Below are 20,683 nucleotides of genomic sequence, written 5' to 3'. Positions count from 1 at the left end.
CAGCGGCATGGGAATGCAACCTATTCGATAGGCGCCATTGCGGCACCTTCCTACGGTAGGGGCCCTTCCATTGGAGCGTCCCCCGCATGCGTCGTGTACTTCCCCGCCCCCATCTGCTTGCCGTGGGGTTGTCCGCCGCCCTGGCGTCGTCGGTCGCCATGGCACAGCAGGTCATCGCCGATGGCGACGAACAGAACCCGGCTGCGGGCGATTACCGCACCACTGATCCGGTGGAGCCGGGGAATCCGGCCGGGTATGCATTCCTTGCGATCAATGGCGGCACCCTCATTCCAACCGGACCGGTCAATCTGATTACCGAAGGGCTGCGTGCTTCCGCTGCACGCGCCGAGGGTGCAGGAAGCCGTATCCAACTGCAGGCGGGCAGCGTCCTCACCTCCGGCTATGGTGCCGCCGGCCTTTCCGCCGCCAATGGCGGCCAGGTACACGCCAGCGGAACGCATATCGAAACGCGTGGCACGGCAGCGTCGGGGGCCGAAGCGCTGTCTGGTGCGCTGTCACTGGACAACGTGCGGATCACTACCCGTGGCGGGTTGGCCCACGGCATCAGCGTGCAGCAGGGGCAGGCAGTGGTGCGCGACAGCGCGATCGAGATTCTTGGCGATCAGGCCAATGGGCTGGACGTGCGTGATGGAACGTTGCTGGCCGAGCGTCTGCACATCGCAGTGGCGGGAGCAGGTCATGGCGTGTGGGCGCAGGGTGGGAGCGATGTCACGCTGCGCTCGGTGCGGATCGATGGCAGCGGCGCCGGGGCATCGGGCGTGCTGGTGGGGCTGGGCAGCAAGGTGGTGCTGGAAGATGTCGACATCGATCTGACCCACGAGCGCTCCGGCATGGGATTGTTCGTCGGCGGCGAGCTTGAGATGCGCGGAGGCAGCGTGCATGCACGGGGTGACAACGCCTCCGCGGTCAGCTTCGCCACCGGTGGCGGCGGCGTGCTGCGCTTGGATGGGGTTGAGCTGTCCGGTCACTTCGGCATCCATATGACCGAAGGCGCGGACCTCACCCTGCATGGCAGCCGGCTCGACAGCGTGTCGACCGGCATCGACATGAACCAGCGTGATGTGGTTGCGCGTGTGACCGATTCGTTCATCACCACTCGCAATGGCGTTGGCATTCGAGTGATGAATGGCGATCTGGTAGTCGACGGATCGACCATCACGGCCGATGGCACCTATTGGCAGGCCATTTCGGTGCTGGGAGGCACCGCACGGGTGAGTGGCAGCCGGCTGCGGACGCTCGGCCAGAACGGTCATGGGTTGTACGCGGAAGGCGGTGTATCTGCCACGCCGACAGCGAACGGCAGCATGATCGACATTCTTACCGAAGGCGACGGCGCCATCGGCGCGATCGCCCGCCTTGGCGGCACCGTCCACCTCGCCGACAGCGTGGTGCGCACCACCGGCATCAATTCGCATGGCGTGCTGTCCGGCGGCAGGGGCGAAATGACGCTGGCCAATACCCACGTGCGCACCGAAGGTGAAGGTGCCTGGGCGGCGGTGATCAATGACAACGGCCGCATGAGCATCGACGGCGGCTCGCTGGCCAGCGCACGGCATGGCGGGGTGTGGGTGCGTAGCACCCGTGATGCTGGCTTGGCCCTTGGCAACGGGGCTGTGCTGGTGGGCGGCAACGGAACCGCGCTGGCGCTGGATGCTGCGGTGTCCGGACGCTTCGATGTAGCGTTGTCACAGGGCGCGGTGATGGAAGGCGACATCGTCATCACACCTGAGGATGTGGATGCCGGACTTGTGCCGCAGTCACAAGTGCATGTCGCGCTGCGTGACGGCGCGCAGTGGTGGGGCAGTTCAGATCTGGTGCAGACGTTGTCGCTGGAGCAAGGCAGTCAGTGGACGCTGCGTGGCGATGCCCGCGTGGGCACGCTGGATGTGCGCGACAGCGCAGTGCTGCTGTCGGCGGGGTTGGGTGACCGGTTCAATACGCTCACCGTGGACGGTGACCTGCACAGCACGGGAGCCACCTTCGTCTTCCACGGTGCATTGGCGGCCGATGATTCGGCCATCGACCGCCTGCATGTGCGCGGTGATACCTCCGGTGATGCCTTGATCGCGGTGAGGAACATCGGCGGTGTGGGTGCGCCCACCGTTGACGGCATCCAGCTGATCGAAGTGGACGGCGCATCGCTGGCCAGCTATGCGCTGACCGGGCGTGCCGTGGGTGGTTCGTACGAGTACTTCCTGTTCCAGGGCGGCGTGGCAGATCCCACCGATGGCCATTGGTACCTGCGCTCGCAGTGGTTCGATGTCTGCGAGGACGACCCGGGTGCGCCGGGGTGCGTGGTGAACCCGGGCCCGGGTCCGGACCCGATTGAAGGGGGAGAGGGCGAGGACGGTGGCGGCATCGTGGATCCGATCCGGCCGCCGCCGGTACTGCGCCCGGAAGCCGGTGCCTATCTGGCGAACCAGTCGGCCGCGGTGAACATGTTCGCGCACCGGATGCATGATCGTAGCGGCACGCGCACTGACGAGCGGATTGCATGGGCACGCGTGGGTCGTAGCAATGCGGACTTCACTGCGGTGGGTGGCCAGCTGTCGGTGGATGGCAATACGTCGGTGCTGCAGATCGGCAGTGACCTGCTGCGGCGTGGCAACGCCGCATTCGGTGTGATGTTGGGCAATGGCCGTGCTGACAATCGTGTCGCCTCGGATCTGACCGGCTACACCGCCACCGGCCGCGTGCGTGGTACCGCCGTGGGTGTGTACGGCACCTGGTTGCAGGATGCAGAGGGAACCGGCGGCGCCTATGTGGATGCGACCGTGCAGTTCGGCCGCTTCGACAACCGTGTGCAGGGTATCGGCCTGGAGCCGGAGCACTATGATTCGCGTGTGGCCACTGCGTCACTGGAAGTGGGCCATACCTTCAATGTGTGGCAGGGCGCCGCCAGTGTTCTGTACGTGCAGCCGCAGCTGCAGCTGACGTATGCAGACTACCGCGCCGATCGTCACGTGGAGACCAACGGCACGGTTGTCGATGATGCGGATGTGGGTGGCCTGAGCGGGCGCCTGGGCATGCGTGTGTTCGGCCATGGTGCTGCAGCCGGCACTATCGTGCAGCCGTACCTGGGCGTGAACTGGTTGCGCGGCAGCGGTACCAGCACGTTGCAGTTCAACGATGACACGCTGGGCGCGGATGTGCCGCGCAATCGCTATGAAGTGCAGGCGGGTGCCGAGTTGAAGCTGGGCCAGCGCTGGGGTGCATGGGGCGGGTTGAGCGTACAGCGCGGTGACCATGGCTACCGCAACGTGGGTGGTCAGGTGGGCGTGCGCATGGCCTGGTAAGCGACAGCGCCGGGGTCGGCACGCGGGCCTCTGTAGAGCCGAGCCCATGCTCGGCTCACCGCGCGAAGCGCGGGTGCATCGTGATCTGAACGGAGAGCAGCCGAGCATGGGCTCGGCTCTACAGGTGCACGCCTTGGTAGCGCCGGTTTATGCCCGGCGGGCATCACACCGGTGGCAATACCTTGCCCGGGTTGAGAATTCCATCCGGATCGAGCGCGGCCTTGATAGCGCGCATCGCCGCCAGCGTGGCCGGGGTGAACGCCTGCGCCATGAAATCGCGCTTGGCCAGGCCAATGCCGTGTTCGCCCGACAGCGTGCCGCCCAGCGCCAGCGTCAGTTCGAAGATCTTCGGCAGCGCAGCATGCGCGCGTGCGTTCTCGTCGGCGTCGTCCGGGTGGTAGAGGATGTTGACGTGCAGGTTGCCGTTACCGGCATGGCCGAAGGTGACGATGGTCAGCGCGTAGTCGCGCGCAAGCGTCTGCACACCGGCCACCAGTTCGGGGATGCGCGATACCGGCACCACCACGTCCTCGTTGATCTTGCCGGGCGCCACGGTCCGCAGCGCTGGCGACAACGCCTTGCGTGCCGCCCACAACTGGTCACGCGCGCGGCCTTCCATTGCCACGTCCAGCTCGATCATGCCGTCGCCTTCGGCGGCAGTGGCCAGTGCCTGCAGCAGGTAGGGCAGCGTGTCGTGGTCACCGTCGGCCTCGACCAGCAGCATCGCCCCGGCGTCCGGTACCTCGGCGCCATTGAGGCGCAGCAGCTCCAGGCTGCGTGCATCCATGAATTCCAGGCGCGTGGGCACCACCGGCTGCGACATCAGCCGCGACACCGCGGCGGCGGCGGCATCGGCATCGCGGTACAGCACGCGCAGGCCGGCCTGGCTGACCGGCAGCGGGGTCAGCTTCAATGTCGCTTCCACGATCAGCGCCAGCGTGCCTTCGCTGCCCACCAGCAGGTGGGTGAGGTCGTATCCGGTGGAATCCTTGGTGTAGGCGCCGCCGCAGCGGATCACCTCACCGGTGCCGGTCACCGCTACCAGGCCGAGCACGTTGTCGCGGCTGGTGCCGTACTTCACCGCGCGCGGGCCACCGGCATTGCAGGCCAGGTTGCCGCCCACGCTGCAGATCTCCGCGCTGGACGGGTCCGGTGCCCAGAACAGGCCGTGCGGTGCCAGCGCCTGCTGAAGTGTTCCATTGAGCACGCCGGGCTGCACCACGGCGCAGCGGTCGCCGGCACGGATCTCCACGATGCGGTCCATACGGGTGAACGACAGCACGATGCTGCCGGGCAGCGGCACGGCAGCACCGGTGGTGCCGGTGCCCGCGCCGCGCGCGACCAGCGCCACGCCATGCACGCGGCAGGCACGCACCAGCGCCTGCACCTGTTCGACGTCGGCTGGCAGCGCAACGGCCGCCGGGCGCTGGCGGCGCCAGGAATTGTCCTGCGCGTTCGCCTCCAGCGCGTTGTCATCCGTGCGCCAGCCCTCCGCACCCAGCAGGGCGGACAGTTCGGCAACCAGGGCAGCGGGCAGGGCAGTACTCATGATGGATCTCGCGGGACAGCAGGGGCGGGTTGGATCAGTTTCCAGGCAACAACGGCGCCGGCCAGCGGCAGCCAGACCCAGCGCAGTTCCGACAGCAACGTGGCCACGCCGCGCGCGCTGAAGAACTGCGGGGCGAAGGGAGAAACGCGGATCGGCCGCCATGGGGCGAAGAAGCGGTGTTCGCTCCACGGCCAGGCCAGGGCGACGCCGAGGCCGCCGGACGTCATTGCGTCGAGCAGGGGATGGCTGGCGGCGCAGACGAAGACGAACGTCGCCGCTTGAACGGTGGATACCAACGTTGCCGCCTGTGTGGTGGGTGCCAACCTTGGTTGGCACGAAACCGCCGACCAAGGTCGGCGACTACCAAAGAGCGCCCACACCGCGGCCAATGCCGCCAGCACGCCGGCAAACAACAACGAATGGCTGGCACCGCGATGGCCGAAGGCATCGGCATACGGAACATGCAGGGCAAACGCCAGCACATCGGCATCGGGCAGCATCGCCGCGACCACGCCAGCGGTCAGCAGCCATGGCGGAATGCGACCGCGATCAGCAGCGCACCACAGCGCCAGCGGCACGGCGGCATGGGTAATGATCGAAGGCATCAGTCATGCCCCGTGGTAGTGCCGGCCGCTGGCCGGCAATGGGTACCCATCAGCAATCATCCAACCGGAACGCATCCCGCAGCCAATGCAGCTGCGGCGGTTCACCCGTGGCGTCCACCACGTCGAAACGACAGGGCGCATCGGCCAGCGCAGGGTTGTCCTGCAGGTACAACAACGCGGCATGGGCCAGGCGTCGACACTTGCGCACGTCCACCGAGGCAGCGCCGCCACCGAAGTCGGATCGCGCGCGGTAACGCACTTCCACGAACACCACGGTGCCGGCGTCATCCATCACCAGGTCCAGTTCACCGCCGCGATAACGCACGTTGCGTGCGCGCGGCTGCAACCCGGCCTGCTGCAGATGCTGCTCGGCGGCGGCTTCCACCGCCGAGCCCCGTTGCAGGTGCTCAGCGACCACCGGCGATCGGCATCGGCCGGCCACCGCTGAAGGTCGACCATGCCGGCTGGCGCAGGATGTTGCCGTTGCTGTCCAGGTACAGCGTGCCGGTGGCGCCGTCCAGGCCGCCTTCGGTGGCCAGCTTGTCCAGATAGGCGCTGATCTTCCAGGCATCGGCGCCGAAGGCGAACAGGCGGCTGGCCGCGCCGCGCGCGCTGGGCAGGGTCTGCGCGACCTGGGCAGCGGACGGCACGCCGGACACGCTGCGCACGTTCCAGGCTTCGTTCGGGTAGATGATGCCGTCCAGCGCCACGTCTTCTTCGACCTTGCCGCTGCCGGTGGTCAGCTGCGAGGTACCCACGCGGGTGGCACCCCCGGCGCCGGCCAGCGCCAGCTGCGGCGCCAGCAGGCGGGCCTGCGGTGCACGTACGGCCAGGAACACCGCATCGACCGCGCCGGCGTTGCGCACCTGCGCGCTGACATCCCCTACCGTTTCGCTGACCGCGATGGTGGCGGCGACGCTGCCACCGCGCTGGGCAAAGCGCTGCGCGAACGCGGCAGCGGCGCGACGGCCGGTGTCGTCGCTGCTGTTGATCACCAACGCCTTGCTGCGCTCGCGGCCACGCATGTATTCAGCGGCGACGATGCCATCGTCTTCCGGTGCCAGCGAGAAACCGGCGCTGCCGGCCGGCGGCGCATCCTTGCCGCGGTTCAGGCCCAGCACCGGCACCGGCAGCTGCTGGCGGCCATACACGGCATCCACTTCGTCGCGGCCGAGCGGGCCGACCACGAAGTCGGCGCCGGACGCCACCGCCTTGTCATACGCGGCCAGCGCACCTGCCGGAGTACCGGCGGTATCGAAGAAGTTGACCTCCGGACGACGGCGGGTTTCGCCGTAGTACGCGCTGAGCAGGCCATCGCGCACTGGCTGCGCGGCGGTAGCCAGGCGGCCGCTGAGCGGCAGCAGCACGGCCAGCTTGGCCGGCGGGCGGTAGCCATCGCTCATGGCCGGCGGGCGCTTGCTGGTGTCGAACTGGGCGGCGCCATCGCGATCGAACGGGCGCGGCAGCGGCAGGCCTCGGGCGATCAGCGCGCGGCCGGCGAAGTTGTACAGCGGGTCGTTCGCCGGCAATGCGGCGGCACGACTGCGCAGGGTGGCATCGTCGAGGGTGCCGAGCAGGCCGGAGATGGCGGCCTGGTTCTCGCTGCGCGCAGCACCGGCCAGACCGGCATGCGCACGGGCGCGTTCGGTGGCGGCGCCGAAGGCATCGCCGGTGGCCTGCAGGGCATTGGCGCGGGCCAGGGACCAGCGCGTGCGCAGGCTGGGGTGCACGTTGTCGGCCTGATCCCTCAGCAGGGCCAGCGCCTGTGCCGGCTGCTTGTCGGCCAGCGCCAGCTCGGCACTGGCCAGCTGGTAACGCTGCAGGCTGGCACCGTTCACCTGGCGCGCGGTCACCTGGCCCAGCAGGCTGCGCGCGCGTGCGCTGTCGCCGGCCAGATGCCAGGCCCAGGCCGCATCGGCCAGTGCGTTGCTGCGGGCGCCCCCCTTCAGGGTGGCGGCCAGCGCTTCCAGTTGCAGGGCGGCGTCGCGCGGCTTGCCTTGTTCGATCAGCGCCAGCGCCTGGCTCTGGGCCGGCGATTCGGGCGCGCTGACGAGGCTGGTGGTGGCACAACCGGCCAGCAGCATCAACGACAGCGACAGGGCAGAGATGCGTGCGGCGGGCTTGTTCATGATCGGGTCCATGCGATGAGGGCAGCGGCCTTGGCCAGGTACACGCTAGGATTCTACCCTTGCCCCGTGAGTACCGCTGAAATGAGTGTGCCAACCCTGTATGTCGTCGCCACGCCGATCGGCAACCTGGCCGATCTGAGCCCGCGCGCGCAGGAGGTGCTGCGCTCGGTGGCGGCCATCTGTGCCGAAGACACCCGCCGCAGTGGCCAGCTGCTGTCCCATTTCGGCATCCAGCAACCGTTGGTGGCGCTGCACGAACACAACGAAGAGGCCCTGGCCCAGCGCTTGGTGGCGCGTCTGCAGGCGGGCGAGTCGCTGGCGCTGGTCAGCGATGCAGGCACCCCGCTGGTCAGCGATCCGGGCTTCCGCCTGGTGCGTGCCGCGCGCGCGGCCGGCATCAAGGTCAGCCCGATTCCGGGCGCCTGCGCTGCCATCGCCGCGTTGAGCGTGGCCGGTCTGCCCAGCGATCGCTTCACCTTCGAGGGCTTCCTGCCGGCCAAGGCCAGCGGCCGCCGCGATCGCCTGCAGGGGCTGGCCGGCGAGGTGCGCACGATGGTGTTCTACGAGTCCTCGCACCGCATTGCCGAATCGCTGGCCGACATGGCCGCGATCTTTGGCGGCGAACGCCCGGCCGTGCTGGCGCGCGAGCTGACCAAGCTGTTCGAGACCGTGCTGGACGGCGACCTGGCCGGGCTGCTGGCGCAGGTGGAAGCGGACGACAACCAGCGCAAGGGCGAGTTCGTGGTGATGGTGCAGGGCGCTGGCGATGATGCCGAGGCGCAGCTGGCCCATGGCCGGCAGGTCTACGCCAAGCTGAGCGAGCATCTGCCGCCGTCCACCGCGGCCAAGCTGGCGGCCGAAATGACCGGTGCGCCGCGCAAGGCGTTGTACGGCAGTTGATGGATGGCCGCAGCCACGCATATGGAAGAGCTCCGGGACGCAGTAGATCCACGCCATGCGTGGATGGATGAACAGAGCGCCGCATTCAACCCGGCAGGAATGCGGCGCGTACGCTAGAATGCGCGCGGCGGAGTCGGCCAGACAGTCGCGTCATCCTTTCGGGGATGCCGAGGAAAGTCCGGGCTCCATAGGGCAAGGTGCCAGGTAACGCCTGGGCGGCGCAAGCCGACGGAAAGTGCAACAGAAAGATACCGCCTACGTCTTCTTCGGAAGGCCGGTAAGGGTGAAATGGTGCGGTAAGAGCGCACCGCGAGTCTGGCAACAGACCGGTACGGCAAACCCCACCTGGAGCAAGACCAAATAGGGATCCATTGGCGCGGCCCGCGTTGGATCCGGGTAGGTTGCTTGAGCGTTGCGGCGACGTAACGCCTAGAGGAATGACTGTCCACGACAGAACCCGGCTTATCGGCCGGCTCCGCCCCTTCATTCCATCGACGGCCATCCACGCATGGCGTGGATCTACTGTTGCCGGCCAGGGCCATCCACGCATGGCGTGGATCTACTGTTGCCGGCCAGCGGCCGGCACTACCCGGATGACGGCCGGGCTCAGCCCGGCGTGCGGTACTGCCCGCCGGAAATGAACTGCGAGAAGCGCTCGCACCACACCACCACGGTGGTGAACTCGTCCACGTCCACATCGTCCGGCACATCCACCAGGAAGCGGTTGAAGGTCTTGACCTCGCCGATGCGCTGGGCCTTGTCCTTGATCTTCAGGAAGTCGGCCTTGTTGTCGACGAAGTCGTGCACCAGGTAGACCTTGTAGTCCGGGCCCGGGCCCATCTTCCCGTCGAAGGCGACCTGGCGGGCGCTGACGCCGACCTTGCCTTCGGCCCAATGAACTGCGTCACTGCCTTTCAGGTCACGACGGAAGTCGGTGCGGTAGGTGGCATCGGCCATCGCGGTCTGTACCTGCTCGACCGGCGGATCGTCCGGGGCGATCAGCAGGGGCAGGAAATACACGCCCAGACCGAAGCCGAGGCCGAGGGTGAGCACGTGGGTGGCGACAAGAACGAGGATGCGGCGCATCGATGACTCCCTATGGATCGAAAGCGCGCGGGGGACCGCGCCAGGTCATCGTGTGGCGTACGTGCAGACATTTATAGACACAGAAAACAGGTACAAGGTCAGAAGTCGACCTGGCTCTGCCCCAAGGCGGCACCTTGCGGCCCAAAGCGGCGCTCGTGGATTGCGCCGTGACCGTTCGCGTCAATCAACAACACCGTGCTGGCGCGGGTGCCGTAATCGTCGCCGCGGATGAAGGCGGGGCTGAGCCAGCGTTCGCGCTCCAGGCCGATACCGGTGTCGGGCAGGTCGCTGTCGGCCGGGCGATGCTCGTCGGCGAGCGCCTGCCAGAGCGGATCGAGCGCGTTGCAGCCGTCTGCCAGCCAGACCGATAGCGCGTCCATCAATCGCCGTGTCTTTGGCCAGGGTGCGTCGATGGCGCCATTGGACATGCCATGTACGCCGGGGCCAAGCGTCTGCCGCTCGGCCGGGTGATTGCCCAGGTATTCCAGGCTGTTGCCGTCGGCCAGCAGCAGGTTGAACGGGGCGTAGGCGCTGGCCACGGTGGCCAGGCGCTGCATATGCGTACCCGCCGGATCGCGCCCGCGCAGATAGTCGGCCACCAGCGCGCCACGTGACGGCCCGGTCTGGGATGCCTGCGGATCGCGGACGTTGGTCACCACCGCCATCCGGCCGCCGGCACCGACGCCGGCCCAGCCGCCACCGGAGCGCAGGTCGCGCCCGCCGATGACGGACGTCTCATCCTGCCAGGGGGCCAGGGCCGCGGTCGGGCGGGCGTGGAACTCATCACGGTTGCCGGCCATGACCAACCGCCAGCGCGGGTGGTGCAACCAGCCAAGAGCAAGCAGGCACATGGCCCCATTGTGCCCGGTTTGCGCAGAGCGGCGTCGCTTTCGGGCCGTTCTGGATGAATGCGCAGGCCATGTTTCACGCGCCCTCCACACCCCTGAACTTCCGTTCAATCTCAAAAATTGAGACGGATCAGCAACTTGTGGATAAACCTTGAACAACTCTCTAAACATTGGTGCAAGCCATTGATGCGGCTGGCGATTTCCCTGCTGAAAAGTTGTTGACAACCCTTGGGCCGCTGCTAAGGTGGGCATCAGAGGGAAATCCGGGTGTTTTGTGGATTTTCGTGGTTCAATGTTTCACCGGGCGAAGGATAAGGTGCAGGCGTCGTGTTCCAGGGCGAGACGGCCATCACAGTTGACGACAAAGGACGCATGGCGGTTCCCACCGCTCACCGCGACCTGGTTGCGCGCGTCAGCAACAACCGTCTCGTGTTGACCTACAACCCCTTCGAATCCGGCTGCCTGTGGCTGTATGCCGAGTCGGAATGGGAGCGGGTACGCGACGACGTCATGTCCAAACCCAACACACAGCGCGTCGTACGTCTGCTGCAGCAGAAGCTGGTCGGCTCAGCCGCCCACCTGGAGCTGGACGGCAACGGTCGCATCAGCATTCCCGCCAGCCACCGCGGTGCGGTGGGCATTGAGAAGAAGGCGGTATTGCTCGGTATGGGCGACAAATTCGAATTGTGGAGCGAGCAGGCGCATCGGGCCCTGATCCAGCAGACGTTGTCTGATGAGGATCTGGGTGATGGGTTGCTCGACCTGAAGTTGTGAGCCGGGGTGCCCGGATGCGCCCAGAAGCGCAGACCGGTCACCTTCCGGTGTCGCAGTCGCCGGCGGTGCATCTGCCGGTCCTGTACACCCAGGTCCTGGAAGGCCTGAGGGTGATCGAAAACGGACGTTATCTGGATGGCACGTTCGGTCGTGGCGGTCATGCACGTGGCGTGCTCACCCAGCTCGGTCCCGAGGGACGCCTGCTGGTCATGGACAAGGATCCGGAAGCCATTGCCGTTGCCGAGCGCGATTTCGCGCCGGACCCGCGCGTGTCGATCTTCCGCGGCAGCTTCGCCCAGCTGCTGCAGTGGAACGAGACCGCCGAGGGCCTGGATGGCGTGCTGTTCGACCTTGGCGTGTCCTCGCCGCAGCTGGATGTGGCCGAGCGTGGTTTCAGCTTCGGCAAGGATGGTCCGCTGGACATGCGCATGGACCCTGACAGCGGCGAAAGCGCTGCGCAGTGGCTCAACCGCGTTGAAGAGCGCGAGCTGATGGATGTGCTGTGGACCTATGGCGAAGAGCGCCAGGGCCGACGCATCGCCAAGGCCATCGTGGCCCGCCGCGACAAGCAGCCGTTCTCGCGTACTGCCGAACTGGCCGAGCTGATCGCCTCGGTGATGCCGCGTGGCAAGGAAAAGATCCATCCGGCCACGCGCAGCTTCCAGGCCATCCGCATCCACATCAACCGCGAGCTGGCCGATCTCGAAGCCGGGCTCGATGCGGCGGTGGAACGGCTCAAGCCCGGCGGCCGCCTGGCGGTGATCAGCTTCCACTCGCTGGAAGACCGCATCGTCAAGCAGTACATGAACCGCCTGGCCAAGGCGCCGCCGGCCAACCGTCGGCTGCCCGAAGCGCAGGTGTTCGTGCCGACGCTGGACCTGATCGGTGGCGCCATCAAAGCCACCGACGAAGAGCTGGCGATGAACCCGCGCGCCCGCAGCGCCGTGCTGCGTGTGGCCCAGAAGCGGGAGGCCGATGCATGAGCCGGCTGCTGCTGATCATCCTGTTGGCCTGCACCGTGGCCTCGGCGATCGGCGTCGTGTTCGTGCGTCACCGTCACCGGCAGACGTTCATCGAGCTGTCGCGCGCCGAGCGTGCGCGCGATGACCTGAACATCGAATTCGGCCGCCTGCAGCTGGAGCAGGCGACCCTGGCCGAAGCCAACCGCGTGGACAGCATCGCCCGCGAAAAGCTCGGCATGAAGTTCCCCGAGGCCGCCGACGTCGTGGTGGTGCGCCCATGAGCAAGACCGGCCGCAACCGTCCCCGCAACGCCTTCAACCTGCGCCAGCGCCTGCGCTGGGTGGCCCTGGCGCTCGGCCTGTGCTCGGTGTCGCTGGTCGGCCGTGCCGCCTACGTGCAGATCATCAACAGCGATTTCTACCAGCGCCAGGGCGAAGCGCGCTACCTGCGCGAACTGCCGATCAAGACCTCGCGCGGCATGATCACCGACCGCAACGGCGAGCCGCTGGCGGTGTCCACGCCGGTCGCTTCGATCTGGGTCAACCCGCAGGACCTGCTGCGTTCGCCCGAGCGCATCCCCGAGCTGGCACAGGCGGTGGGCATGTCGGTGGACGAGCTGAGCAGCCGCCTGTCGCAGAAGTCGGACAAGGAATTCATGTACCTGCGTCGCCGGATCAATCCGGACGAGGCAGAGCGCGTGGTCGCACTGAAGATCCCGGGCGTGGCGGCACAGCGCGAGTTCCGCCGCTTCTACCCCCAGGGTGAGGCTATGGCGCACGTGCTGGGCTTCACCAACATCGACGACCGTGGCCAGGAAGGGCTGGAGCTGGCCTTCGACGAATGGCTGCGCGGCAAGCCCGGCGGCAAGCGGGTGATCCGCAACCGCAAGGGCGAGACGGTCGAGAGCGATCTGCTGCGTGCCGCCGAGCCGGGCAAGGACCTGACGCTCAGCATCGACCGCCGCATCCAGTACCTGGCCTTCAAGGAACTGCGCAACGCGCTGGTGGCCAACAAGGCGGCCGGCGGCTCGATGGTGATCATGGACGTGACCACCGGCGAAATCCTGGCCATGGTCAACCTGCCGACCTACAACCCCAATTCGCTGACCAGCGCACAGCCGGACACGCGCCGCAACCGCGCGGTGACCGATCTGGTCGAGCCGGGTTCGACGATGAAGCCGTTGACCATCGCCACCGCGTTGCAGGCCGGTGCGGTGACCAAGGACACCGTCATCGACACCAACCCGGGTTACATGACCCTGGGGCGTTTCACCATCCGCGACGTGCCGCGCAACAACGGCGTGTTGAACGTCACCGGCGTGATCACCCGCAGCTCGAACGTGGGTGCGGCCAAGGTGGCGGCGAAGATGCCCGACCAGGTGTTCTACGACGGTGTGCGCCGCTTCGGCTATGGCTCTGTACCGCACAGTGGTTTCCCGGGTGAGTCGGGTGGCGTGGTGCTGCGCCCGGCCCGCTGGTCGGGCACCACCAAGACGACCATGTCCTACGGCTATGGCCTGAACGTCACGCCGCTGCAGATCGCTACCGCTTATTCGGCGCTGGCCAACGGCGGCAAGCTGATCGCACCGACGTTCGTGAAGGGCCAGCGCAACGAAGGCCAGCAGATCATCGATGAGGGCGTCGCCAAGCAGGTGGTGGCGATGATGGAAACCGTGGTCACCCAGGGCGGCGCCAAGCAGGCAGCGGTGCTGGGCTACCACGTGGCCGGCAAGACCGGTACCGCGCGCAAGACCGGTCCCGGTGGTTACGAGCGTGGCCACTACAACGCGTTGTTTGCCGGCGTGGTGCCGGCCACCAATCCGCGTTTTGCCACCGTCATCGTCATCAACGACCCGCAGGGCGGCAAGTTCTACGGCGGCCTGGTGTCGGCACCGGTCTATCACAACGTGATGGAAGGCACCCTGCGCCTGATGGACGTGCCGCTGGACGACCTGCAGTCGTGGCTGGCTGCCCAGCAGTCCGGAAAGATCGGCCATTCGGCTTCGGTGCTGCCGGTGCCGCCGGTCGAAGCCGCACTGCCGGTGGATGCCGCCGCTGAATTTGATGCCGCGCTGCCCAGCGCGCAAAACCATGTGCCACCCGCTACGGGAGGCACGCAATGAGTCCTTCGATGTTGCTTTCGCAGTTGCTTCCGGACGTGGCCCTGGTGGGCCATGATCCCGTTCTGACCGGCCTGGTGCTGGACAGCCGTGCCGTGCGTCCCGGCAATGCCTTCGTCGCCATCGCCGGTTTCGGCGCGCATGGACTGGGCTTTGTCGAGCAGGCGCGCGCAGCCGGTGCCGGCGCGATCCTGTTCGAAGCGCCGGCGCCCGCCGAACTGCCTGCACCAGCCGATGCAATTGCCGTGCCGGGCCTGCGTGCGCGGCTGGGTGCGATGGCCGACCAGTTCCATGGGGCGCCTTCGCGGGCGATGACCATGGTTGGCGTGACCGGCACCAACGGCAAGACGTCCACCGTGCAGCTGCTGGCCCAGGCCTGGCACCTGCTCGGTACGCCCAGTGGCAGTATCGGCACGTTGGGCGCCGGACTTTATGGTGCGGTCGAGCCGACCGGCTTTACCACTCCGCTGGTGCTGCAGATGCATGCACTGCTGGCGCAGCTGCGCGACGACGGCGCGCGTGCGGTGGCGATGGAAGTCAGCTCGCATGCGCTGGACCAGGGCCGCGTGGATGCCGTGCACTACGACGTGGCGGTGTTCACCAACCTCACCCGCGATCACCTCGATTACCACGGCGACATGGCCAGCTACGGCGCGGCCAAGGCGCGGTTGTTCCATCGCCCGGGTCTGAAGGCGGCGGTGATCAATCTTGACGATGCGTTCGGTCGCCAGCTGTTCGCCGGCCTGCCGGCAGGCGTGCAGGCCATCGGCCTGAGTTCGCGTGGCGCCGCCGATGCCAGCGTGCGCGCCGAAGCGCTGCAGTTGGACGGCCGTGGCATTGCGTTCGAGCTGGTCATCGATGGCCAGCGCGCTGCCGTGCAGTCGCCGCTGCTGGGTCGCTTCAACGTGGACAACCTGCTGGCCGTGGCCGGTACCCTGCATGCGCTGGGGCAGCCGCTGCCGCGCATTGCCGAGGTGCTGTCGGCACTGCAGCCGATCCGTGGCCGCATGAACCGCCTCGGTGGCGAAGATGGCCTGCCGACCGTGGTGGTGGACTACGCACACACCCCTGACGCGCTGGAACAGGCGCTGGACAGCCTGCACGGCCACCTGCAGGGCACGTTGTTCTGCGTGTTCGGTTGCGGTGGCGAACGCGATACCGGCAAGCGCCCGCAGATGGCCGCCATTGCCGAGCGCCTGGCCAACCAGGTCATCGTCACCGACGACAACCCGCGTGGCGAAGATGGCGACGTGATCGTGGCCGACATCCTGGCCGGCTTCGCCGATGCTTCCGCCGTGACCGTGCAGCGCAACCGCGCGCGAGCAATCGGCCTGGCGGTGAAGCGTGCCGGTGCCGGCGACATCATCCTGATCGCTGGCAAGGGCCACGAGCCGTACCAGGAAGTGAATGGCGTGCGCCATGACTTCGATGACACCGAAGTAGCCGCCGCGGCACTGGCCGCCAAGGTCGGTGTGCTTTCGGCGCAGGCCGGGGAGAGCGCCGAATGAAGCGCACCCTGCTTTCGCTGATCGCGCACTGGGCCGGTGGCGAGATCCACGGCGACGACGTGGCCATCGACGCCATCAGCAACGATACCCGCAGCCTTGGCCCGGGCAGCCTGTACGTGGCGCTGCGTGGTGAACGCTTCGACGGCCATGACTTCGCCGCTGATGCGCAGGCACGTGGCGCCAGCGCGCTGCTGGTCGAGCGCCTGCTGCCGCTGGACCTGCCGCAGGTGCTGGTGGCCGACAGCGAGCGCGCGCTGGCAAAGATCGCCGCCGGCATGCAGCGCGACCGCGCGACCGAACTGTTCGCCATCACCGGCAGCAACGGCAAGACCAGCGTGAAGAGCCTGCTGCTGGCGATCCTGCAGCAGGTGGCCCAGCACGCGCACAAGGTGGTGTACGCCAACCCGGGCAACCGCAACAACGAGATCGGCCTGCCACTGGCGGTGATCGACGCACCGGAAGATGCCGACTACGCCGTCTACGAGATGGGCGCGGGCAAGCCGGGCGACATCGCCTACCTGACCGACATCGCGCGCCCGCGCTACGCCCTGGTCAACAACATCGCCCCGGCTCACCTGGAGCGGATGGGCAGCCTGCTCGGCGTTGCCGTGACCAAGGGTGCCATCTACGCCGCACTGCCGGCCGATGGCGTGGCCGTGATCAACGTCGACGACGCCTACGGGCGCTGGTTCGAACAGCATTTCATCGGTACCCCGGCACGTTGCCGGGTGCTGCGTTATGGCCTGGAGCACAGCGCCGACGTCACCGCGCGCGACATCCGCGCCGGTGCGCAGGGCAGCCGCTTCACCCTGGTCACGCCGATGGGCGAGGCGGGCGTGGTGCTGGGCCTGCCGGGCCGCCACAACATCAGCAATGCGCTGGCCGCCGCCAGCCTGGCGCTTGCCGCCGGCATCGAGCTGTCATGGGTGGCTACGGGTCTGGCCGAAGCACAGCCGGTGCCGGGCCGCCAGATCGCCCATCAGCTGCGCAACGGTGCGGTGCTGGTGGACGACAGCTACAACGCCAACCCCGGTTCGCTGGCCGCCGCCATCGACGCACTGGCCGCCGCACCGGAAGAGGGCTGGCTGGTGCTGGGCGACATGCGCGAGCTGGGTCCCGATGCCGAGGCGCTGCATGCACAGGCAGGTCTCCGCGCGCGTGCTGCCGGCCTCAAACGCCTGTATGCGCTGGGCCCGCTCAGCGCCGCCGCCGCCGCCGCGTTTGGCGAGGGCGGACGTCATTTCACCACCCATGACGCGCTGTCGCAGGCGTTGAAGGACGAGCTGCACGCTGGCGTGCGCTGCCTGGTCAAGGGTTCCCGTGGCAGCGCCATGGACACGATTGTCAAAGCGCTGCTGGCGCAAGGAGAGGAATCCCCGCATGTTGTATGAACTGGCTCGATGGTTGCAGCAGTTGGAGAGCCTGTTCGGGCTGTTCAACTACCAGACGTTCCGCGCCATCCTTGCCGCGTTGACGGCGCTGTTCCTGTCGCTGTGGCTCGGCCCGGCGGTGATCCGCAAGCTTGCCCAGTTCAAGGGTGGCCAGCCGATCCGCAAGGACGGCCCGCAGACCCATTTCTCCAAGGCCGGTACGCCGACCATGGGCGGTTCGCTGATCCTGCTCACCGTCACCCTGTCGGTGCTGATGTGGGCCGATCTGCGCAACCGCTACGTGTGGCTGGTGCTGGCGGTGATGCTGTGCTTCGGTGCCATCGGTTGGTACGACGACTGGATCAAGATCGTCCGTCGCGATCCGAACGGCCTGAAGTCGCGCTGGAAGTACCTGCTGCAGTCGATCTTCGGCCTGGCTGCGGGCATCTTCCTGTTCCAGACTGCCGATGTGCCGGCGGCGCTGACCTTCTACATCCCGATGTTCAAGTCGGTGGCGCTGCCGCTGGCCGGCATCGGCTTCGTGGCCATCGCCTATTTCTGGATCGTCGGCTTCTCCAACGCGGTCAACCTGACCGACGGCCTGGATGGCCTGGCGATCATGCCGACCGTGCTGGTGGCCTGCGCGCTGGGCGTGTTCGCCTATGCCTCGGGCAACGTGGTGTTCGCCAACTACCTGCAGATTCCGCAGATTCCGGGCGCCGGTGAGCTGGTCATCATCTGTGCGGCAATTGCCGGCGCAGGGTTGGGCTTCCTCTGGTTCAACACCTATCCGGCCATGGTGTTCATGGGCGATATCGGCGCGCTGTCGCTGGGCGCGGTGCTGGGCACCATCGCGGTGATCACCCGCCAGGAACTGGTGCTGGTGATCATGGGCGGCGTGTTCGTCATCGAAACGCTGTCGGTGATGATCCAGGTCGCCTCGTTCAAGTTGACTGGCAAGCGCGTGTTCCGCATGGCGCCGATCCACCACCACTTCGAACTGAAGGGCTGGCCGGAGCCGCGCGTGATCGTGCGCTTCTGGATCATCTCCGTCGTGCTGGTGCTGATCGGCCTGGCCACGTTGAAGGTACGCTGATGAATGACCTGTCGCACCAGGCAACACGCCTTGAGGCCATCGGTGGCAGCTACGACAAGTGGCTGCTCGGCGCGATGATCGCGCTCACCGGGCTGGGCGTGGTGATGGTCGCGTCCAGCTCCATCGCGTTGATGAGCAGCCCGTTCTACTACCTCAACCGCCACCTGATCTTCCTGGCGGTCGGCATCGTGCTGGCCATCATCGCCGCGCGTACCGAGCTGAAGACCATCGAGCAGTACAACCAGATGCTGCTGCTGGGCTGCTTCGCGCTGCTGGTGGTGGTGTTCGTTCCGGGCCTTGGCAGCAGCGTCAACGGTGCCCGCCGCTGGATCAACCTGGGCATCTCCAAGTTCCAGACGGTCGAAGCGGTGAAGGTGCTCTACATCGTCTGGCTGTCCAGCTACCTGGTGCGCTTCCGCGACGAGGTCAACGCCACGTGGCCGGCGATGCTGAAGCCGCTGGGCGTGGCCGGTGCACTGGTGGTGCTGCTGCTGCTGCAGCCCGACTTCGGTTCGTCCACCCTGCTGCTGGCGATCACCGCCGGCATGCTGGTGCTGGGCGGCGTGAACATGCCGCGCATGTCGATGCCGGTGGTGATCGGCCTGGTGGGCATGAGCGCGCTGGCGATCATCGAGCCGTACCGCATGCGCCGTATCACCTCCTTCCTCGACCCGTGGGCCGACCAGCAGGGCGACGGCTACCAGCTGTCCAACGCGCTGATGGCGGTGGGTCGTGGCGAGTGGACCGGCGTCGGCCTGGGCAATTCGGTGCAGAAGCTCTATTACCTGCCTGAAGCGCACACCGACTTCATCTTCTCGGTCACCGCCGAGGAATTCGGTTTCCTCGGTACCTGCGTGATCGTGGCCCTGTACGCACTGCTGGTCGGCCGCACCTTCTGGCTGGGCATGCGCTGCGTGGAAATGAAGCGCCACTTCTCCGGCTACATCGCCTTCGGCATCGGTCTGTGGATCAGCATGCAGACCTTCGTTTCGATCGGCGTGAACCTGGGCATCCTGCCGACCAAGGGCCTGACCCTGCCGCTGATTTCGTCGGGTGGTTCGTCGGTGCTGATGACCTGCGTAGCGATGGGCCTGCTGCTGCGCGTGTCCTATGAACTGAAGCGTGCCGAACGTCGCCAGGCCGTGCGCATGGGCGCTGCCGAGGATCTGGCTGGTCCGGCGCCGGCCGATGCGCCGGTCGCACCGGTGGCAAAGAGCGTACCGAAGGCTGCAGAACCGGCTGCGGCCGAGTCGGCAGCCGTGCGCGGGACCAGCCGTCTGCAGTCGCGCGTCGAACCGACCTTCGGGAGGCTGTCATGAGCGCCGCCCCGACCACGACGGCCAGCAACCGCCCGGTGATGATCCTGGCCGGTGGCACCGGCGGGCACATCTTCCCCGGCCTGGCCGTGGCCCGCGTGCTGCGCGCGCGCGGCGTGCCGGTCACCTGGATGGGTGCCGATGGCGCGATGGAAACCCGTCTGGTGCCGCAGCACGACATCCACATCGACACGCTGGCCATCACCGGCCTGCGCGGCAAGGGCAAGCTGGCCCTGCTGGCCGCGCCGTGGCGGCTGATGCGCGCGCTGCGTGCGGCCGGTCTGATCATCCGTGATCGCCAGCCGCGTGCGGTGGTCGCATTCGGTGGCTTCGCTTCCGGTCCCGGTGGCATGGCTGCGCGCCTGCACGGCCTGCCGCTGATCGTGCACGAACAGAACCGCGCGCCGGGCCTGACCAACCGCATCCTGTCGCGTTACGCGCGCCGTCTGCTGACCGGTTTCCCGGGCACTTTCGCTGCACGCGAGGAATTCGTGGGCAACCCGGTGCGCGCCGAAATCGCCGCCGTCGCACCGCCGCAACAGCGGCTGGCCGATCGCAGCGGTCCGCTGCGCCTGCTGGTGCTGGGCGGCAGCCAGGGTGCTCGCGCGCTCAACAGCGGCGTGCCGCAGGCACTGGCCGCTCTCGGTGCGCAGGTGCCGGTGGTGGTGCGCCACCAGAGTGGCGAGAAGCTGCATGCCGAAGCGGTCGAGGCGTATGCCAAGGCCGGCGTGCAGGGTGACGTCACGCCCTTCATCGCCGACATGGCCGAAGCCTTCGCCTGGGCCGACCTGGTGGTGTGCCGTTCCGGTGCGTCCACGCTGGCCGAACTCTGTGCGGTCGGCATCGGCAGCGTGCTGGTGCCATTCCCCGCCGCCGTCGACGATCACCAGACCCGCAATGCGGAGTACCTGGTCGAGCGCGACGCGGCTGTGTTGCTGAAGCAGGACGAAACGCTGGCGGACGGCATTGCCGCGCTGCTGCGTGATCTGTCCGAAAATCCCGCCCGCCGCATGCAGATGGCGCAAGCCGCGCGTGCCCTGGCCAAGGTCGATGCCGCCGAGCGCATCGCCGATATCATTCTCGAGGAAGCTGTATGAAGAAGGC

General features: G+C 67.3%; 17 protein-coding genes and 1 other RNA gene. 12 read left to right on the top strand and 6 right to left on the bottom strand.

Translation table 11 applies throughout. The features are described from left to right. Positions 1-86 precede the first annotated feature (86 nt). On the top strand, positions 87-3,317 hold the full coding sequence (locus HUT07_RS16360) for an autotransporter outer membrane beta-barrel domain-containing protein (protein WP_176021786.1): 3,231 nt from the start codon (positions 87-89) through the stop codon (positions 3,315-3,317). Positions 3,318-3,480: 163 nt separating this feature from the next. Here HUT07_RS16360 and HUT07_RS16355 read toward each other — a convergent pair whose 3' ends face one another. From HUT07_RS16355 to HUT07_RS16340, 4 genes are read right to left on the bottom strand one after another with little or no spacing between them, the layout of a single operon-like run. Further along, entirely contained in the window at positions 3,481-4,866 is a 1,386-nt protein-coding gene (locus HUT07_RS16355) for an FAD-linked oxidase C-terminal domain-containing protein (protein WP_176021785.1), read from the bottom strand. After that, entirely contained in the window at positions 4,863-5,471 is a 609-nt protein-coding gene (locus tag HUT07_RS16350) for a metal-dependent hydrolase (protein WP_176021784.1), read from the bottom strand. The genes HUT07_RS16355 and HUT07_RS16350 overlap by 4 nt, the downstream gene beginning before the upstream one ends. Positions 5,472-5,520: 49 nt before the next feature. Next, the gene (locus HUT07_RS16345) at positions 5,521-5,889 is read right to left on the bottom strand and encodes a YraN family protein (protein ID WP_176021783.1); all 369 of its coding nucleotides are present in this window, start codon (positions 5,887-5,889) and stop codon (positions 5,521-5,523) included. Then, a complete protein-coding gene (locus HUT07_RS16340) occupies positions 5,879-7,600 on the bottom strand; it encodes a penicillin-binding protein activator (protein ID WP_176021782.1) in 1,722 nt (573 codons plus the stop codon). Before HUT07_RS16340 ends, HUT07_RS16345 begins: the two co-directional genes overlap by 11 nt. An 81-nt stretch (positions 7,601-7,681) precedes the next feature. Between HUT07_RS16340 and rsmI the strand changes: the two genes are divergently transcribed. Next, on the top strand, positions 7,682-8,500 hold the full coding sequence (gene rsmI, locus HUT07_RS16335) for a 16S rRNA (cytidine(1402)-2'-O)-methyltransferase (RefSeq protein ID WP_176021781.1): 819 nt from the start codon (positions 7,682-7,684) through the stop codon (positions 8,498-8,500). Positions 8,501-8,629: 129 nt separating this feature from the next. Next, positions 8,630-8,981, top strand: an RNA gene (gene rnpB / locus HUT07_RS16330) — RNase P RNA component class A. Positions 8,982-9,106: 125 nt separating this feature from the next. Here the strand turns inward: rnpB and HUT07_RS16325 are convergent. After that, positions 9,107-9,586, bottom strand: a complete 480-nt coding sequence (locus HUT07_RS16325; RefSeq protein WP_176021780.1) for a DM13 domain-containing protein — start codon at positions 9,584-9,586, stop codon at positions 9,107-9,109. Between the two features lie 98 nt (positions 9,587-9,684). Continuing rightward, positions 9,685-10,437, bottom strand: coding sequence for an NRDE family protein (locus tag HUT07_RS16320; protein ID WP_176021779.1), 753 nt, complete (start codon positions 10,435-10,437; stop codon positions 9,685-9,687). Between the two features lie 324 nt (positions 10,438-10,761). Here HUT07_RS16320 and mraZ point away from each other — a divergent pair, with 324 nt between their 5' ends. From mraZ to murG, 9 genes are read left to right on the top strand one after another with little or no spacing between them, the layout of a single operon-like run. Further along, positions 10,762-11,208 (top strand): division/cell wall cluster transcriptional repressor MraZ, encoded by a 447-nt coding sequence (gene mraZ / locus HUT07_RS16315; protein WP_025876601.1) that lies wholly within the window; start codon positions 10,762-10,764, stop codon positions 11,206-11,208. 14 nt (positions 11,209-11,222) lie between these two features. Continuing rightward, positions 11,223-12,191 (top strand): 16S rRNA (cytosine(1402)-N(4))-methyltransferase RsmH, encoded by a 969-nt coding sequence (gene rsmH, locus HUT07_RS16310; protein WP_176021778.1) that lies wholly within the window; start codon positions 11,223-11,225, stop codon positions 12,189-12,191. After that, positions 12,188-12,451 carry a cell division protein FtsL gene (ftsL, locus tag HUT07_RS16305; RefSeq protein WP_025876599.1) on the top strand — a complete coding sequence of 88 codons (264 nt, stop codon included), beginning with the start codon at positions 12,188-12,190 and terminating at the stop codon, positions 12,449-12,451. Before rsmH ends, ftsL begins: the two co-directional genes overlap by 4 nt. Continuing rightward, positions 12,448-14,292: a penicillin-binding protein 2 gene (locus tag HUT07_RS16300; protein ID WP_176021777.1), complete on the top strand. Its 1,845-nt coding sequence runs from the start codon at positions 12,448-12,450 to the stop codon at positions 14,290-14,292. Before ftsL ends, HUT07_RS16300 begins: the two co-directional genes overlap by 4 nt. Then, positions 14,289-15,797, top strand: coding sequence for a UDP-N-acetylmuramoyl-L-alanyl-D-glutamate--2,6-diaminopimelate ligase (locus HUT07_RS16295; protein WP_176021776.1), 1,509 nt, complete (start codon positions 14,289-14,291; stop codon positions 15,795-15,797). The genes HUT07_RS16300 and HUT07_RS16295 overlap by 4 nt, the downstream gene beginning before the upstream one ends. Continuing rightward, a complete protein-coding gene (gene murF / locus HUT07_RS16290; protein WP_176021775.1) occupies positions 15,794-17,188 on the top strand; it encodes a UDP-N-acetylmuramoyl-tripeptide--D-alanyl-D-alanine ligase in 1,395 nt (464 codons plus the stop codon). Before HUT07_RS16295 ends, murF begins: the two co-directional genes overlap by 4 nt. Continuing rightward, complete coding sequence (gene mraY, locus HUT07_RS16285) at positions 17,178-18,263, top strand: phospho-N-acetylmuramoyl-pentapeptide-transferase (RefSeq protein WP_176021774.1); 1,086 nt, start codon at positions 17,178-17,180, stop codon at positions 18,261-18,263. Before murF ends, mraY begins: the two co-directional genes overlap by 11 nt. Then, positions 18,263-19,582: a putative lipid II flippase FtsW gene (ftsW, locus tag HUT07_RS16280; protein ID WP_176021773.1), complete on the top strand. Its 1,320-nt coding sequence runs from the start codon at positions 18,263-18,265 to the stop codon at positions 19,580-19,582. Before mraY ends, ftsW begins: the two co-directional genes overlap by 1 nt. Further along, the gene (gene murG / locus HUT07_RS16275; RefSeq protein WP_176021772.1) at positions 19,579-20,676 is read left to right on the top strand and encodes an undecaprenyldiphospho-muramoylpentapeptide beta-N-acetylglucosaminyltransferase; all 1,098 of its coding nucleotides are present in this window, start codon (positions 19,579-19,581) and stop codon (positions 20,674-20,676) included. The genes ftsW and murG overlap by 4 nt, the downstream gene beginning before the upstream one ends. Positions 20,677-20,683: the final 7 nt, after the last annotated feature.

This window comes from Stenotrophomonas sp. NA06056 (assembly GCF_013364355.1).
In the GTDB taxonomy this organism is placed as follows: domain Bacteria; phylum Pseudomonadota; class Gammaproteobacteria; order Xanthomonadales; family Xanthomonadaceae; genus Stenotrophomonas.
This window is presented reverse-complemented; position numbering and strand designations above follow the sequence as displayed.

Bases quoted from the DNA above. Each gene is read 5' to 3' on its own strand.
- HUT07_RS16360 (WP_176021786.1), top strand. From the start codon at position 87: ATGCGTCGTGTACTTCCCCGCCCCCATCTGCTTGCCGTGGGGTTGTCC.
- HUT07_RS16355 (WP_176021785.1), bottom strand. From the start codon at position 4,866: ATGAGTACTGCCCTGCCCGCTGCCCTGGTTGCCGAACTGTCCGCCCTG.
- HUT07_RS16350 (WP_176021784.1), bottom strand. From the start codon at position 5,471: ATGCCTTCGATCATTACCCATGCCGCCGTGCCGCTGGCGCTGTGGTGC.
- HUT07_RS16340 (WP_176021782.1), bottom strand. From the start codon at position 7,600: ATGAACAAGCCCGCCGCACGCATCTCTGCCCTGTCGCTGTCGTTGATG.
- rsmI (WP_176021781.1), top strand. From the start codon at position 7,682: ATGAGTGTGCCAACCCTGTATGTCGTCGCCACGCCGATCGGCAACCTG.
- HUT07_RS16325 (WP_176021780.1), bottom strand. From the start codon at position 9,586: ATGCGCCGCATCCTCGTTCTTGTCGCCACCCACGTGCTCACCCTCGGC.
- HUT07_RS16320 (WP_176021779.1), bottom strand. From the start codon at position 10,437: ATGTGCCTGCTTGCTCTTGGCTGGTTGCACCACCCGCGCTGGCGGTTG.
- rsmH (WP_176021778.1), top strand. From the start codon at position 11,223: ATGCGCCCAGAAGCGCAGACCGGTCACCTTCCGGTGTCGCAGTCGCCG.
- ftsL (WP_025876599.1), top strand. From the start codon at position 12,188: ATGAGCCGGCTGCTGCTGATCATCCTGTTGGCCTGCACCGTGGCCTCG.
- HUT07_RS16300 (WP_176021777.1), top strand. From the start codon at position 12,448: ATGAGCAAGACCGGCCGCAACCGTCCCCGCAACGCCTTCAACCTGCGC.
- HUT07_RS16295 (WP_176021776.1), top strand. From the start codon at position 14,289: ATGAGTCCTTCGATGTTGCTTTCGCAGTTGCTTCCGGACGTGGCCCTG.
- murF (WP_176021775.1), top strand. From the start codon at position 15,794: ATGAAGCGCACCCTGCTTTCGCTGATCGCGCACTGGGCCGGTGGCGAG.
- mraY (WP_176021774.1), top strand. From the start codon at position 17,178: ATGTTGTATGAACTGGCTCGATGGTTGCAGCAGTTGGAGAGCCTGTTC.
- ftsW (WP_176021773.1), top strand. From the start codon at position 18,263: ATGAATGACCTGTCGCACCAGGCAACACGCCTTGAGGCCATCGGTGGC.
- murG (WP_176021772.1), top strand. From the start codon at position 19,579: ATGAGCGCCGCCCCGACCACGACGGCCAGCAACCGCCCGGTGATGATC.